Raw genomic sequence first — 14,892 nt, 5'->3', positions numbered from 1 at the left:
TTAGCCTTCCGCCTGCTCCAATCTGTACAATTTTCCAAGTACCCAGAAGAATATAGGAGCGATCGCTCCGTTAAAGATAGAGGTACTGATGATGGAGTAGTTTAAATTTTCGTGAAAGAATAGGGAGAATAAGAAATAAGAAGCAATCCTGGAGATCAAAGTTACGACCAGAGAATACAACATTATAGAAATCTGATTTTCATGGTAAGCAGGTCTTGCGAATTTTCCTACTATATAACCCATGATACAGAATGTAAGAGAGTGAAGTCCTATTTTATAGGTAACTACGTTTCCTACAATTTCTCCGCCTAAACCGGAATCGGAAAGTAATCCGCCGAAAAATCCGATCCAGATCCCGGCCATTGTTCCCCTGCGGAGAGCAAAGAATAGAACGAAGATCACCATAAAATCAGGTTTAAATCCGGAAATCTCGAATAGATTTGTTCCGTTCAAGAAGTGAGAGATCAAAATCCCCGCACCGATGACTATATATTCTAAGATCATCAGTTTGTTTCCTCGTCGGAGAATCCGGATCCATTTCCTTCCGGTTTTTGAGGTTTAGGGGTTTCCGCAGGTTTGTTTCCTACAGGAGCCGGAACCTTAGGTTCTCTTTCTTCTTTAGGGTAATTTAATTCACCAAAATATGGATTTTCTATATTGATATTCTGTCCTTCCGGCCAGGTCTCCGCCCATTTTTCAGGAAGTTTCATCAGGATAGTGACCGACTCCAACATATCAAAACGAACAAAAGGTTTCAAGAATGCGGTTTTAAAACTTCCGTTGCGCGGACCTTCTTCCGTAATGATACCCACAGGAATTCCAGGTGGGAACATTCCGGAAGAACCTGAACTATATACAGGTTTTCCGATCTTACTTAAAGACTCGGTGTATTGGATCATCTCACTCGGACCCATCGGATAATCTCCGAAAATCCTTGGATCAATGATGATACCGCTATCTATATAATTCATCAATGCTTCCATTCCTCTTCCTGAGTTTCCGGATAGAGTTGCCCAAAGATTACTTTCCGGAATGGAAACGCCCATATTATAATTGGAATTGATGATAGGCTGGACCACCGCGGATCCTCCGGTGACTGCGATCACCTTTCCGACGAGTGCTTCTATTATTTCACCTTTTTGGTTCACCGCTCTTGCAGTGACAGGCATATAAGGTTTGATCCCCGCTTCGGAACCTTTGTCTATAATGATAGTACGATAGATCGAATTTAAACGCACGGAAAGAACTTCCGCTTTGACTGTAGAATATTTTTGTTTAGTATTAAAACGTAATTCTCTTCTGAGACTTTCGTTCTCTCTGCTTACTCTTTCCAGATCCTGGGGAAGAAGTTTATAATCGTCTATAGCGGCGACGCAGGCATCTCTTTCCTGACGAACCGCTTCAAAAGATTCTAATTTAGTATAAGCACCTTTAAAAAAGGAACCCACTCCGTCGATCGAACCTGAAACGGAGTCACCTACTCTCTGAAAACTTGCAATCCCTCTGACTAAAACATTACTTTTAAAAGTCAGAGAAAGAAGAGAGAATACAATACAGAATAAAAGGGAAACGGTTTCCTTACTTTTATTAACTTGAAGCCAAAGCATAAAAAATTCCGTATCGGACTCCGGCGATCAAACCGGAGACCTAGATCCGAATTAACGGATCCCTGGTTTCAGATACTTAACTTCGTCCAAGAATTTTCCGGTTCCAAGTACCACGCAGGTCAGAGGGTTTTCCGCTCTAAACACAGGCACACCGGTTTCTTTAGAAAGATAGGTTTCTAATCCGCGGAGAAGACATCCTCCTCCGGTAAGAACGATCCCTCTTTCTACGATATCCGAAGCAAGTTCAGGAGGAGTTCTTTCCAGAACTCTTTTAATTCCGTCTAAAATTTCGTCGGTCGGTTCTTTAAGAGCCTTACGGATCTCGTTGGATTCCAATTCAAGAGTACGAGGTAATCCTGAAATCGCATCTCTACCTTTTACTTCCATGGTCTCGGTTTTTTTCTCAGGGTAAGCATTACCGATAGTCAGTTTGATATCTTCCGCAGTTCTTTCCCCGACAACCAGGTTGTATTGGTTTCTTAAATATTTGATGATTGCATCGTCGAACTCGTCACCACCGGTTCTGATAGACTCGGCGATTACCATACCGCCAAGAGAGATCACAGCGATCTCTGTAGTTCCACCACCGATATCCACGATCATATTACCGGCAGGTTCGTTGATCGGAATATTTGCACCGATCGCAGCAGCCAATGCCTCATCGATCAAGAAGATCTCGCGCGCACCTGCTTGTTCTGCGGATTCACGAACCGCACGTCTTTCCACCTCGGTAATACCGGAAGGAACTCCGATCACGATCCTAGGTTTTACGAAAGTAGTTCTATTATGGACTTTTGCAATGAAGTAGCGGATCATTTTTTCGACCGTTTCGAAGTCCGCGATCACCCCGTCTTTCATAGGACGGATCGCTACGATCTCGCCGGGAGTACGTCCCAACATTCTCTTAGCTTCCTGGCCTACTGCGAGCACTTTGCCCGTAGCTGCGTGGACCGCTACTACGGAAGGCTCGGAAAGAACGATACCTTGCCCTTTTACATGGACGAGAGTGTTTGCGGTTCCGAGGTCGATTCCCATATCGTTGGAAAATAATCCGTATAGCTTATCGAATATCATTTCTATCCTTTGCTGCCAGAAGGCTGGTTGATCTTATTTATTATCTGCAACATCCGTGAAAATCTCTAGGATTTTACTGTCGCGATCCAATTCAATATTTCCGGCCCGATCCTCCGGGGCAATTCCAAAACAAAAAAAACGAAAAACAAATTGGAACCCATTGCGACCTCCATAAACTTGGGGAACTTATGGTCCGGGAAAACACCCTAGCAGCCATCGATCTAGGCACAAACTCCTTTCACATGATTATCGTCCGGGTCCGAGAAAACGGGACCTTTGAAGCTATCGCCAGAGAGAAGGAGAACGTTCGTCTCGGAAGCGGTTTGGAAGAAGGAGGAGAGATCGATCCTCCCGCATTTAGGCGTGCAATCGAGTGTTTAAAGCGTTTTAAGATGCTCGCTGATAACTCAAAAGCGGAGATCAGAGCAGTCGCTACATCTGCAATGAGAGAAGCCTCCAATCGAAACGAATTCCAGGCAGCCGCCTTAAAGGAAGCAGGCATAAAAATCGATGTGATCAGCGGATATGAAGAAGCCAGATTGATCTATTTCGGGGTCCTGCAAGGACTTCCGGTTTTCGATAAAAAGGTATTACTCGTCGATATAGGCGGAGGAAGTACCGAAGTTTTGGTGGGTTATAGAGGGGACATTTTATTCTCCAAAAGTTTCAAATTGGGAGCGATCCGACTCACGGAAAAGTTCCTGAGATCGGAAACCCTGGATTCTTCTCAGATACGAAAATGTAAACTCTATGTGGAAGAGATCATTCTTCCTTTCAGAAAGATCATCCGAGATCTAAAACCGGAAATGATCATCGGTTCCTCCGGAACAGTCCAGGCAACCGCCGGGATCATTCGAGCATTCGAGGGAGATATAGAAGAAAGACCTCTCAATCATTATACATTCCAGTCCTCGGAATTCAAAAGAGCGAGGAATATGATCTTGGAAGCGGACACTTCTAAAAAGAGAAGTAAGATCCCGGGATTCGATTCCAAACGTTCCGATATTATTGTGGGTGGAATGTTGATCCTGGATGAGTTATTCCAATTATTGGACCTCCCGGATATGACGGTTTCCGAGTTCGCTCTTAGAGAAGGGATTATCTACGATACCATCCGAAAATGGGAACATTTCCAGGACTTGGAACATTCCAGACATCTGGACGATATCCGTCAAAAGTCCATTTTGAATCTTCTAGTTTCTTACACAAGAGACGAAGAATACGCCCGCCATGTAGCCAAACTTGCACTGGATATATTCGATCAACTCCAATCCGTACATCGTTTAGGAAAGGAAGAAAGAGAATATTTAGAAGCTTCTTCCTTACTCCATGAAGTAGGACTATTCATTTCACATTCCGCCTATCATAAACATAGTTATTATCTGATCCGAAACTCGGAAGCAATGCTCGGTTTTACCTGGGGAGAAATAGAGATCATAGCACTCACTGCAAGATACCATCGCAAAAGTTCTCCTAAGTCCAAACATAGAGAATTCCAAAGAGTCGGCCCAAGAGAACAGGAAACGGTCGAAAAACTTTCCGCAATTTTAAGGATCGCGAGCGCTTGCAATCGGAACAGACAAAGACTGATAGAGACCGTCAAATGCCAGGTCCGAAAAAACCAGGCGATCTTCACCTTGGTCACAAACCAGAATTACGATAAAAGTCTGGAACTTTGGGCATGTGAAGAACAAGCTGATGCATTCGAATCCGCTTACGGAATGGTGCCTTTATTTCAGTGAAAAGGTTTCGGTCTTTCGGAGTTTGTGCCGCCTCAATCCTGGTCCATTCTATATTTCTAAACTGTTTCACCGTATTTCCGTACAAACAGGAAACTATAGATTCTCGTTTACTGGATAAAAAAGAAGAAGAGATACTCTCCAATAAGGGAAGAATAGACTATGAATTCCAAAATTTCGAGCTGGTATTAAAAATAGAAGGCGCTTCTTTCCAAGAAACATTAGAAAAAAGGAAAACTTTAGAAACTAAGATCGTTCACTACGATTATAAGAAGACTGACGGATACAGACAACTGGATAATGATGATAAACCTTGGAATAGATACATCCTCGGAATGTTCGCAGACATAGGAGCGCTTTTCGAATGGACAACCATCCCATTTCGTACGATTTCCAGGAAAAAAGAAGAAGTAACACTTTCCGAGAATATACTAAAATCCGAAAAGACCAAAATATTCGAACCGAAGGAACTACAACTCATCTTAAGAGCCGAGAATACCGAGTTTTTTAATAAAAGCCCGAACTCAGATACGATCCGCATCCCTCTCGCAGAGATCCGAAAATTTTTCCCAAAAATAAACTCAATAGAGGCCCTTCTTTATTTCGGAAAAGAAAGGATAGAATACCAAAATATCCCTGTAGAAGAAGAGATCCGAAAAATGAAATTAAGATAGATCTTTACCTTGATTGCGCGTGTAGGAACTCCAACACGCCACCCTCCGTGATCTCTGCGTTCTCGGCGCGAACCTTACCTTAATATTCTTCGATCCTCACTGGACTCGGAAATTTGAGCCGTTTTCTCTATTAGAAATTCTGAAAGTTTTTTAGCCCTTGGATGCTCCGGAGAGATCGCTGTTGCTTCCGCCAAAAGTTGAAATGATCTTTCTAATCTACTTTTAGAAGCATACATTTCCGCAAGATGGAGCAAATTATCGGAGTCTATCGGATTTCTCATCCTATATCTTTCCCCTAGATCAATGGAAAGAACGATCTTACCCGATTTACGAAGAAGTTTACTTACGGTAAAAAGAAACTCCGTATCCGTAGGCCTTCTTTGTACATACTTCAGGCCAAGCTCTCCTGCCTTAGTATATTTTTTACCGGAGGAATATTCCAAGGCCAATCTTCTACATTCCTGGACTGAAACCGTTTTTTGGATCCCATTCTTCTTTTCAGGATTGCGATCTTTGAGTAGGATTTCCGTAGATGCTAAATTTCTTTTAGGGGTTTCTATTCTAAGAAGAGAAAGATCATCCGTAATCTCTCCTTCTTGTAAGATCAATTCGTAAGTACGATCCAGATCTCCTTTTGCCTTTCCCACAATTTCCAAAAACCTGGAATCGTCCGGATCAATCTCTGATTGGATCAGAAGATCGTCTCTTCCATCCGATCCGGAGAATAGAACATCTCCTTGTTTTAATTGGAAAACTTCTATATGAACATTGCGTCCAATTCCTGAATGACCTATCTTAAAATACTTTTCCTTAGGCTCCAAGAACATAGTGGTTTCATCTCTATAAAGAACCGGAGAAGGATGTTCACAATTTATATAATATAGAACTCCTCTGGACTCATCCAATAATCCTAAAAAAGCGGAAGCCATCAATGAACCGTCGAATGCTTCGAAAACTTTTTGTAATTCTATAAACCAGTTCTTTAACCATCTCTCCGGCCAAACATTTCGATATAAGGCAGGAGTTCTTTCGATCATGGATCTGGAGATGGAACCTAAAATAATAGCACCCACTGCTCCCTGCAAAGATTTACCCATCGCATCCGCATTTACGAATGCAATATAAGGTTTACCTCTTAGTCGGATAGAATGTGCGAGTGAAATATCTCCGCCTATCTGCCTTTCTTTCTGTTTATAATTGAACTTTTTCTTCTGGATCGTCAAAGAACGAAAAGAATATTCAGAATCCTGCAATTGAATGGAATGAAGCGGTTCCGTTAAAAGAGAAGTCAGAAAATAATCCCCATCCTGACTGAGTTTCAGTTTTTGGATCTCTTCCAGACTTTTTCCTAGTTCGTCTGCGGTTTCCTTTAATTGTTTGGTCCTCTCTTCTACCTTGGATTCCAAACCTTCGTTCAAGGATTGGATCTCCTCGTAAAGACCTCTCAATCTTTCTACAACCTTCCCTATCCTTTGTTCCTGTTTACCGAACTCATCCAGGGAAGAGGGAGAAATTTTCAGACCGAAATTACCTTCTCCTACTTCTTCCAAAAACCCCGTTACGGAAGAAAGTCTGGATCGGATCGCCTCAGTCACCATCCAAGCTGTAAAGACCAAAGGAACGGAAAATAAGAATGCCATGATCGCCAAGTGTAGAAGCGGATTTTCCAAACGGATCCTTCCATCCACAGTTGCATACAGCATATAACCCAAAAGACTGAATGGCATGGAGATCATCGCCATTACCACTACTAGTAATCTTTTAGAATAAGGAAAAAATAACCTGGTCCTAGCTTCCACTTCTCTGAACTTATTCTTACTCAGAGCAGGACGAATAGAATATTCAGTAATAAATAAATAACTAATAAACGAAATCGGAATAATCCCTAAATACAATGCGGGAATAGTAGCGATCAGATTCGGTCTATAACCCACGATCAAATAAACGATCAGGTGGGCAAGCAGCACTCCGAAAAACCAACGGCCCGCGATCACAAAGGATTCGTAAATTGGCTGGGTAATATAAATCGATTTTGCGGAAGAAAGAAGGTTCGGATCCACGGAACTTCTATCCTCCAAATAAGATGCTTTTTTTAATCTTATATATCTAAGATAGAAGGCTCCTAAAAGCATAGCTGTGGCGGCTATCGTTGCGGCCGCCCCCATAGAAAGATATTCTTCCAAAGAATATAAGGAACCTGTAACCGCGGAAAAATATACCGCGAACGGGACCGGAACAGTGTGAGTGAATAACTCCAGCCTCCAGGTTAGGACCGGCAAAAGACGTGCATGGCTCATTTTCGTTTCTCATTTTCACTTAAATTAAAACCAACACTGTAGCGATTGCTACACTGGTCAATATATTATTTTTGGTCCAAAGCGGATCGAATACAGGAAAGTATCTCGGTGCCCAAATAAGGTTTTTGGATAAAATAACTCACACCAAAATCTTTTAAGGAAAGTTTTAACTCAGGTTCCATAAACCCGCTTGCTAAAAGTATCTTTACCGAACTATGAATTGCGCGGATCCTCTTGATCACTTCCCCCCCGCCGAATTTTGGAAGACCCAAATCGGTAAGAACGAGCGAGATCTGAGAATGCCTAAGAAGAAATTGTTCCACACCGTCTTCTCCGTCCACGGCCAAGTATACTTTGTATCCCTTGGACTCCAAAAGATCTCCTAACATATTCCTAAGAAGTTCTTCGTCTTCTACGATCAGAATACTTTCTTTTCCTCCTAAAGATTCCGATTCGGAATAAGCAGGTTTTACATTTACTTCGGACTTTTCTTTAGGCACAGGTAAATATACTAAGAATGTGGTACCTTTTCCTAATTCGGATTCTACTTCTATCCAGCCTTTATGGTTATCGATCACACTGTATGCCAATGCAAGACCTAGTCCCGTACCTTTTCCTATATCCTTGGTAGTAAAGAACGGTTCAAAAATCCTCTGTTTGATCTTTTCACTCATCCCGCTTCCCGAATCCGAGATCCGAAGTATGATATATTTTTCCGCAAAACTTTTGGAATAACCGATCCTTAGATTTTCCGCATCCGCTAAAAAGGTCTCTATACTCAGTATCCCTCCTTCTTGCATCGCATCTCTAGCATTCACGCATAAGTTTAGCAAAACTTGATGTATCTGGTTGGAGTCCACATGGACCAAAGGAAGATTTTCCTGAAAGTCCGTAAAAAGCCGGATATTTTTAGGAAATGTCTGAGGAATCAATTTACTGATCTCTAATATAATATCGTTTATTTGTGTAGGTTCCAGATTAAATTCCGTCTTTCTTGCAAATGTCAAGAGTTGCCTGACCAAAGAGGCTCCTCTTTGGGTAGCCATATGCAATGCAGATATATGCTGGGAAAATTTTTCAGGATTTGTTCTGCTTATCTCTATCACGGATGTATGGCCCATGATGATAGAAAGTATATTATTAAAATCGTGAGCTATCCCGCTTGCTAATGTCCCTAAACTTTCCAGTTTTTGGGCCTGAATAAGCTGTTGTTCTAATTCTGCCCTTTTTTTCTCCACATCTTTTAATTGGGCTTCTTTTAACTTATGTTCAGTGATATCTTCCGCGACTCCGGCAACTCGGATCGTTTCCCCTCTTTCATTTTTAACTGGAAATGCTTTGTCTCTGATCCATCTGATCTCACCATCGGGGCGAACGATCCTATATTCCTCCCTATACTCTCCGCTGGTCTGCCTTGTCTTTGCGCTGTTAAACACCCTATCCCTATCATCAGGATGGATACATTCCAGCCAGGAGATCGGGTTTTCCAAAAGGCTTTGCCTGGATCTTCCCCAGATCTGTTCGTAACCTTGGCTGATATAAACGATCTCGTTTTTAGAAAGACTGGTCATCCAAAACACTTCGTGGATCGCATCGGTGAGTTCCTTGAATAATTCTTCGCCCTCACGGTTCAACCTTTCGGCCCTTCTTCTTTCTTCTATTTCGTAACCTAGTTCCTCGCTTCTCTTCTGCAGTTCGAAATTTTTCTCCTCTAATTTTTCCACAAGTCTATGGTTATACTGACGAAGAGGTCCGGAATCCATGACCAATTTTTTGACATTACGCTCCGATCTGGGATGATCGATCAACTGGCTGACGGTCTCCTCCAAAAGTTTTAGACCGGCGGGCTTTTTTAAAAATGCGTCCGCACCCAGATCGAAAGAAAGTTTTTCATCGGAATCCGAAGTATAAGTGGCGGTATATACAATAAACGGAATATGTTTATATTTCTCATTCTGTCTTACTTGAGAACAGAATTGATATCCATCCATCTGAGGCATCAGAATATCCGAAATGATCAGATCGATTTCCGCATTTTCCATGATTTCCAGAGCCTCTATTCCGTTGGAAGCTGTGAAAATTTTTCTGGACCCGTTGTCTAATTGTGCGGAAATTAATTTCCGATTTTGATAACTGTCGTCTACGACTAGAATGATCATAAAAAAAGATCCGAAAAACGGATCATATATCGATATAGGACGAAAAAAATTTCCCGGATCATGGATTCAGTCCTTTGATAAAACCGGTAATTTGTTCCGTAAATTTCCTAGTATCGATCGGTTTAGTAATATAGCCGTCACAACCGGCCCCATATGCTTTTTGTGCGTCACCTTTCATTGCAAAAGCAGTAACAGCTATGATCGGTATATTTTTCGTATTCTCTCTTTCTTTCAATTGCCTAGTGAGAGTTAATCCGTCCACTCCGGGTAATTCTATATCCATAAGTATCAGATCTAATGGAAAATTTTCTATGATCTGAAGCGCTTCTTCCGCATTCCCGGCTTTTAAAACTTCATATTCGTCCAATTCCAATAATTCGCAGATCAATTTCAGATTTACGATATTATCATCTACGACCAAAACCTTAGGAGGCATATTTATTTACCTTGAGAGATCCTTCTAGGCAGTATTATAGTAAAAACGGAACCTTTTCCCAACTCACTTTCTACGTTTATTGTCCCGTTCATCAGCTCTACTATCCTTTTTGTCAAAGCGAGCCCTAACCCTGTGCCCTGGAATTGCCTGTTGGCACCGCTGTCTATCTGTTGGAATTCCTCAAAAATCCTTGTAAGGTCCTGTTCTCCGATGCCTATCCCATCGTCCTCGAATTTCATTCGGATTAGATCCTCTCCTTCCAGTTCCATATTCACTCTGATATTTCCATCTTCGTGGCTGAACTTTACGGCATTGGATAATAGATTGTACAAGATCTGTTTTATTTTTTGAGGATCCAATGTCACCAGATCTATCGAGTCATCGACTTTTACGGAAAAATTGATCTTCTTCTTTCTTAATAATGGACGGATAATGGAGGAAACTTCTTTGATCGCAGTGGATAACGAGAATGTTTCCAAAAACAATTCCATCTTTCCTGATTCCACTTTCGCAAGATCCAGAACATCGTTGATCAATTTCAGAAGATGATTCGCACTATTTAAGATATCCGTTAAATACTCTTTTTGTTTTTCGTTCAAAGGTCCCGGTCTCTCGTCGGAAAGTAATTCCGAAAAACCGATGATCCCGTTCAATGGTGTCCTTAATTCATGGGACATGTTCGCCAAAAATTCGCTTTTCAATCTGGCGGTCTCCTTCATCCTTTCATTCTGTTCTTCTAATGCAGCTCTTCTGAATTCCTCTTGTTGTTTTCTTTCGGTGATATCACGGATGGAACTGGAAACGAGCATACCTTCTTCCGTTTCCAAAGGACTTAAGCTGATCTCTACCGGGAACTCCAGTCCGTTTTTTTTGAGTCCATACAATTCCAATCCGCTCCCCATTCCTCTCACTTTCGGATCTTTGAAAAAACCGATCCTGTTTTGCGGATGTTTTGCCCTGAATCTTTCGGGCACTAAAACTTCTACAGGTTTGTGTAATAATTCTTCTCTTGGGTATCCGAATAATTTTTCTGCTTGGGAATTGATGAGTACTATATTTCCCTCTCGATTTACGATCACGACCGCGTCCGGAGCGGATTCCAAAAGTCCTCGAAACTTTGCCTCCGCTTTCATTCTTTCTCTTATATCTCGGATCGCACTTAGAACTAATGTCGCTTCTTCCGTGCGGTAAGGACTCAGGCTGATCTCCACCGGGAATTCGGTTCCGTTAGACCTCCTGCCGAAAAGTTCCAAACCTACTCCCATAGATCTGGTCCTTGGTTGGCTGAAATATTTATCTCTGTGAGAAATATGATTTTTTCTAAAACGGTCGGGTAGAAGTATCTCTATCGCTTGTCCTAAAAGTTCCTCCCGCTTGTAGTCGAACATTCTGAGAGCTTGTTCGTTCACGAATACTATACTTCCGGAATCGTTTACCATTACGATAGAATCGGGTAAAGATTCTAAAAGCACTTTGAATCTGGATTCGATCAGCTTCGCATCCTTCAAAGCCTTTTCCAATGTGATATCTTTTTGAGTGGGCGTCGCCATAATATAATAAATTCGTTTATTAGAGACGGGAAGAATACTTGGAAAAATTTCCCAAAGCAAGCGTATTTCAAAAGATTAATATTGGAAAAAAATTATTATCCGATCGTACAAGAAAACGAAGGGATTCGTAAAAGAGTTAGGATTTTCTAAAAGAAAGGTTTAAGCAGGGGGATTTAATTTATCCACCCAGAGGGGACGACTTCCCACGATTTCCTTTCCCACTTTAAAAAGTAGAATGTAACGTCCTTCTTTAGGGAAAACCGCGTGGGGGATCGGGATCCCTATCTCTACCGGTTCGGAGCCGTTATTGACCCGGATATTTCCTCCGACTCCTATTACTTTTTCTCCTGAATCTGCGTGCTCGAGTTCTAGAGAAAATTCATGGTCCCCCGGGGAAAGATTTGTGACACATACGTATATTCCCCAAGGAGGAAAGACTACGGGAAATTGTCCGGTAAAGAACTTTGTAAAAGTCCCTATGATCCCTTTTTTCCCGTTGTCTTCCGAGATGACCCGATCCGCAAAGACTAATGCTAATAGGACTGGTTCTCCCACGTTATTCGACATCCTAGTTTCAGACTGTGTAAGCGTCTGAAACTAGTTGTTCCTGCTCTTTTGTATGGACTTTCATATGTCCGGCTGCAGGGCTCGCAGATTCTTTTCTTCCCGCGTATTTAAGCTTTGTTCCGTTAGGAAGAAGATCTTCAAATCTGTCTCTCACGAACGTCCAAGCACCTTGGTTCTTAGGCTCTTCTTGGCACCAAACGAAAGATTTAGCGTTCTTATAAGTTTTAAGGACTTCTTGGATCTCTTTCGCAGGGAAAGGATAAACTTGTTCCACTCGGATCAGCGCAGTGTTCTGCACCTTATTCTCTTCTCTATATTTTAGAAGATCATAATATACTTTTCCGAAACTGAATACGACCTTCTCCACTTTATCCGCTTTGATCTCCGGTTGATCCGGAAGAACTTCTCTAAACGCACCTTTTAATAGGTCGTCTATAGGAGAAAGTGCTCCAGGGAAACGTAACAAAGACTTAGGAGTGAAGATGATCAGAGGTTTGCGGAAATTACGCAGTATCTGTCGGCGAAGCAAGTGGAAATACTGAGCAGCATTCGTACAGTTTGCTACCTGCATATTATTGTCCGCACATAATTGCAGGAATCTTTCGATCCTGCCGGAACTATGTTCAGGGCCCTGTCCTTCGTATCCGTGGGGAAGAAGTACAACAAGACCGGACATCCTTTGCCATTTCACTTCCGAGCTGGAAAGGAATTGATCAAAGATCACTTGTGTATTATTTGCAAAGTCACCGAACTGAGCTTCCCAAAGAACGAGAGCACTCGGATCGGAAAGAGAATAACCGTATTCGAAACCTAAAACGGAAAATTCAGACAAGGAGGAGTTCACAACTTCCGCCTTGGCTTGTTTTTCTGAAATATGATTTAGACCTACGTATTTTGCTCCTGAGTTGATATCCACAAGAACTGCATGTCTATGGGAGAATGTTCCGCGTTGGCTGTCCTGACCGGAAAGACGAACTCTAAATCCGTTCTCCAAGATCGAACCGAAAGAAAGAGCTTCCGCCATTCCGTAATCTAAAGAAACTTTTCCTTCCGCCATTTCCTTACGGCTTTGTAGAAGTTTTACTAACTTAGGATTCGGAGTGAAACCTTCCGGAACTGTAGTGATCGCTTTTACGATACGATCTATTTGTTCCGCAAGCAGGGAAGTGGCAGTACCACTATCCAGAGGTTCTTTGGAGTATTTCGCCCAAACACCCTGCATGGTATCCACTTTCATCTTGATATCTTGCTCTTTTGCTCTCTGGAAAGAATCTTCTAAACCTTGAGCGGAACCGTTCTTAATGAAGTCCAGTTCTTCTCCGGTAACATCACCGTCGTTTATCAGTTTTTTCTCATATAGTTGAGCGGTAGGAAGATGACTTTTGATGATGGAGTACATCTTAGGCTGAGTGAATGCAGGCTCATCCGTTTCGTTATGACCTAATCTGCGGTAACAGATCAAATCTATGATAAAGTCTTTTTTGAACTTTTGACGGTATTCCATTCCGAGTTTGGTCACTCGGTATACCGCTTCCGGATCGTCCCCGTTTACATGAACGATCGGGATCTGATAACCTTTTGCAAGATCAGTTGCGTATAATGTGGATCTGGATTCGTTCGGTAAAGTGGTGAATCCGATCTGGTTATTGATCACTATATGGAAAGTTCCACCGGTAGTATAACCGTCCAGATTCATTAGGTTGATTGTCTCTGCGACAACTCCCTGACCTGCAAACGCCGCATCTCCGTGGATGGTGATCGGCATAAATTTAGAACGATCCGCATCACCATACTGCTCTTGGCGAGCACGAACGGAACCTGTAACCACAGGGTTCACCGCTTCCAAGTGACTTGGGTTGAACGCGAGGGAAAGTTTTACTTCTTTTCCGCTCGAAGTCATTTTACTGTTAGAATATCCTAAGTGATACTTAACATCCGCATAATTTTGAGCTTTTGCATCCGCCTTCTCTTCGAATTCGGCAAATACTAAAGAAGCAGGTTTTTCGATCACGTTTACGAGTACGTTCAAACGTCCTCTATGCGCCATACCGATCACGAGTCCGTCCATTTTGAAACGTCCGGCTTCTTCGACGATGGTGTCGAGCATAGGGATCATACTTTCTCCCCCTTCGAGAGAGAAACGTTTTTTTCCTACGTATTTTTTAGCTAAGAATGTTTCCAAATGATCCGCTTGGAATAATTTTTCGAACAGTCTTAGACGTGTACTTTTAGGAAGAGGTGCATGATACTCAGCCGACTCGATTTGATTCTGGAGCCATTCTCTTTCTTCGTCGTTTACTAGATAATATTGCTCATAACCTACAGTGCTGCAGTATGCTTTCTCGAACCAAGCTACAACATCTTTCAGTTTTGCACGACCCAGAGAAGGATTCTGTGTGTCGACTACCGTATCTAAGTCCGCAGGAGTTAGATTGCTTAATTTAGATTCGATAAACTTGCGGTTCGGTTGAGAAATTCCAAGAGGATCTAATTTTGCAGCTAAGTGCCCCTGTCTGCGATACGCGTTTAACAGGTTGATAATCCCCATCTCTCTGATGGATCCAGCTTGCGCATCCGTAAAAGAAGTAGCAACGGCTGATTTTCCGTTGCCATTCCCGTTCCCGTTGGATCCGTTCTGAGGATATACTCCGTTCGTCTCTACTTCTTGAAAGAACAGAGACCATTCTTTGTCCAAAGAGTTCGGATCCTTCTTAAACTTTTCGTAAAGTTCTTCGAGTAATGCTCCGTTCTCTCCGTATAATGCCATCAATTGTTCGATTTTCATGATC

The 14,892-nt window shown here is 42.2% G+C and carries 11 protein-coding genes; 2 read left to right on the top strand and 9 right to left on the bottom strand.

From position 1 onward, the window contains the following. The 3 genes from mreD to EHR06_RS05445 are packed head-to-tail and all read right to left on the bottom strand — an operon-like array spanning nt 1 to nt 2,681. On the bottom strand, nt 1-504 hold the full coding sequence (gene mreD / locus EHR06_RS05455) for a rod shape-determining protein MreD (RefSeq protein WP_100708168.1): 504 nt from the start codon (nt 502-504) through the stop codon (nt 1-3). Next, entirely contained in the window at nt 504-1,607 is a 1,104-nt protein-coding gene (mreC, locus tag EHR06_RS05450) for a rod shape-determining protein MreC (protein WP_135756046.1), read from the bottom strand. The genes mreD and mreC overlap by 1 nt, the downstream gene beginning before the upstream one ends. Before the next feature lie 51 nt (nt 1,608-1,658). After that, nucleotides 1,659-2,681: a rod shape-determining protein gene (locus EHR06_RS05445; RefSeq protein WP_008595388.1), complete on the bottom strand. Its 1,023-nt coding sequence runs from the start codon at nt 2,679-2,681 to the stop codon at nt 1,659-1,661. 188 nt (nt 2,682-2,869) lie between these two features. Between EHR06_RS05445 and EHR06_RS05440 the strand changes: the two genes are divergently transcribed. After that, a complete protein-coding gene (locus tag EHR06_RS05440; protein ID WP_135756045.1) occupies nt 2,870-4,423 on the top strand; it encodes a Ppx/GppA phosphatase family protein in 1,554 nt (517 codons plus the stop codon). Next, entirely contained in the window at nt 4,420-5,094 is a 675-nt protein-coding gene (locus EHR06_RS05435; RefSeq protein WP_135756044.1) for a hypothetical protein, read from the top strand. The genes EHR06_RS05440 and EHR06_RS05435 overlap by 4 nt, the downstream gene beginning before the upstream one ends. A gap of 74 nt (nt 5,095-5,168) precedes the next feature. Here EHR06_RS05435 and EHR06_RS05430 read toward each other — a convergent pair whose 3' ends face one another. The 6 genes from EHR06_RS05430 to EHR06_RS05405 all read right to left on the bottom strand — a co-directional run bounded on the left by EHR06_RS05430 (nt 5,169) and on the right by EHR06_RS05405 (nt 14,888). Continuing rightward, nucleotides 5,169-7,391, bottom strand: coding sequence for a SpoIIE family protein phosphatase (locus EHR06_RS05430; RefSeq protein ID WP_135756043.1), 2,223 nt, complete (start codon nt 7,389-7,391; stop codon nt 5,169-5,171). A 65-nt stretch (nt 7,392-7,456) separates the two neighbouring features. Then, complete coding sequence (locus EHR06_RS05425) at nt 7,457-9,550, bottom strand: ATP-binding response regulator (protein WP_135756042.1); 2,094 nt, start codon at nt 9,548-9,550, stop codon at nt 7,457-7,459. Between the two features lie 58 nt (nt 9,551-9,608). After that, complete coding sequence (locus tag EHR06_RS05420) at nt 9,609-9,986, bottom strand: response regulator (RefSeq protein WP_135756041.1); 378 nt, start codon at nt 9,984-9,986, stop codon at nt 9,609-9,611. 2 nt (nt 9,987-9,988) lie between these two features. Further along, a complete protein-coding gene (locus tag EHR06_RS05415; protein ID WP_135756040.1) occupies nt 9,989-11,536 on the bottom strand; it encodes a PAS domain S-box protein in 1,548 nt (515 codons plus the stop codon). A gap of 159 nt (nt 11,537-11,695) precedes the next feature. Beyond that, entirely contained in the window at nt 11,696-12,103 is a 408-nt protein-coding gene (locus EHR06_RS05410) for a DUF6941 family protein (protein WP_208757740.1), read from the bottom strand. A gap of 7 nt (nt 12,104-12,110) precedes the next feature. Then, a complete protein-coding gene (locus EHR06_RS05405) occupies nt 12,111-14,888 on the bottom strand; it encodes a 2-oxoglutarate dehydrogenase E1 component (RefSeq protein ID WP_135756038.1) in 2,778 nt (925 codons plus the stop codon). Nucleotides 14,889-14,892 lie beyond the last annotated feature (4 nt).

Origin of the sequence: Leptospira dzoumogneensis (genome assembly GCF_004770895.1) — a bacterium.
GTDB classification, from domain to species: Bacteria; Spirochaetota; Leptospiria; order Leptospirales; family Leptospiraceae; genus Leptospira_B; species Leptospira_B dzoumogneensis.
This window is presented reverse-complemented; position numbering and strand designations above follow the sequence as displayed.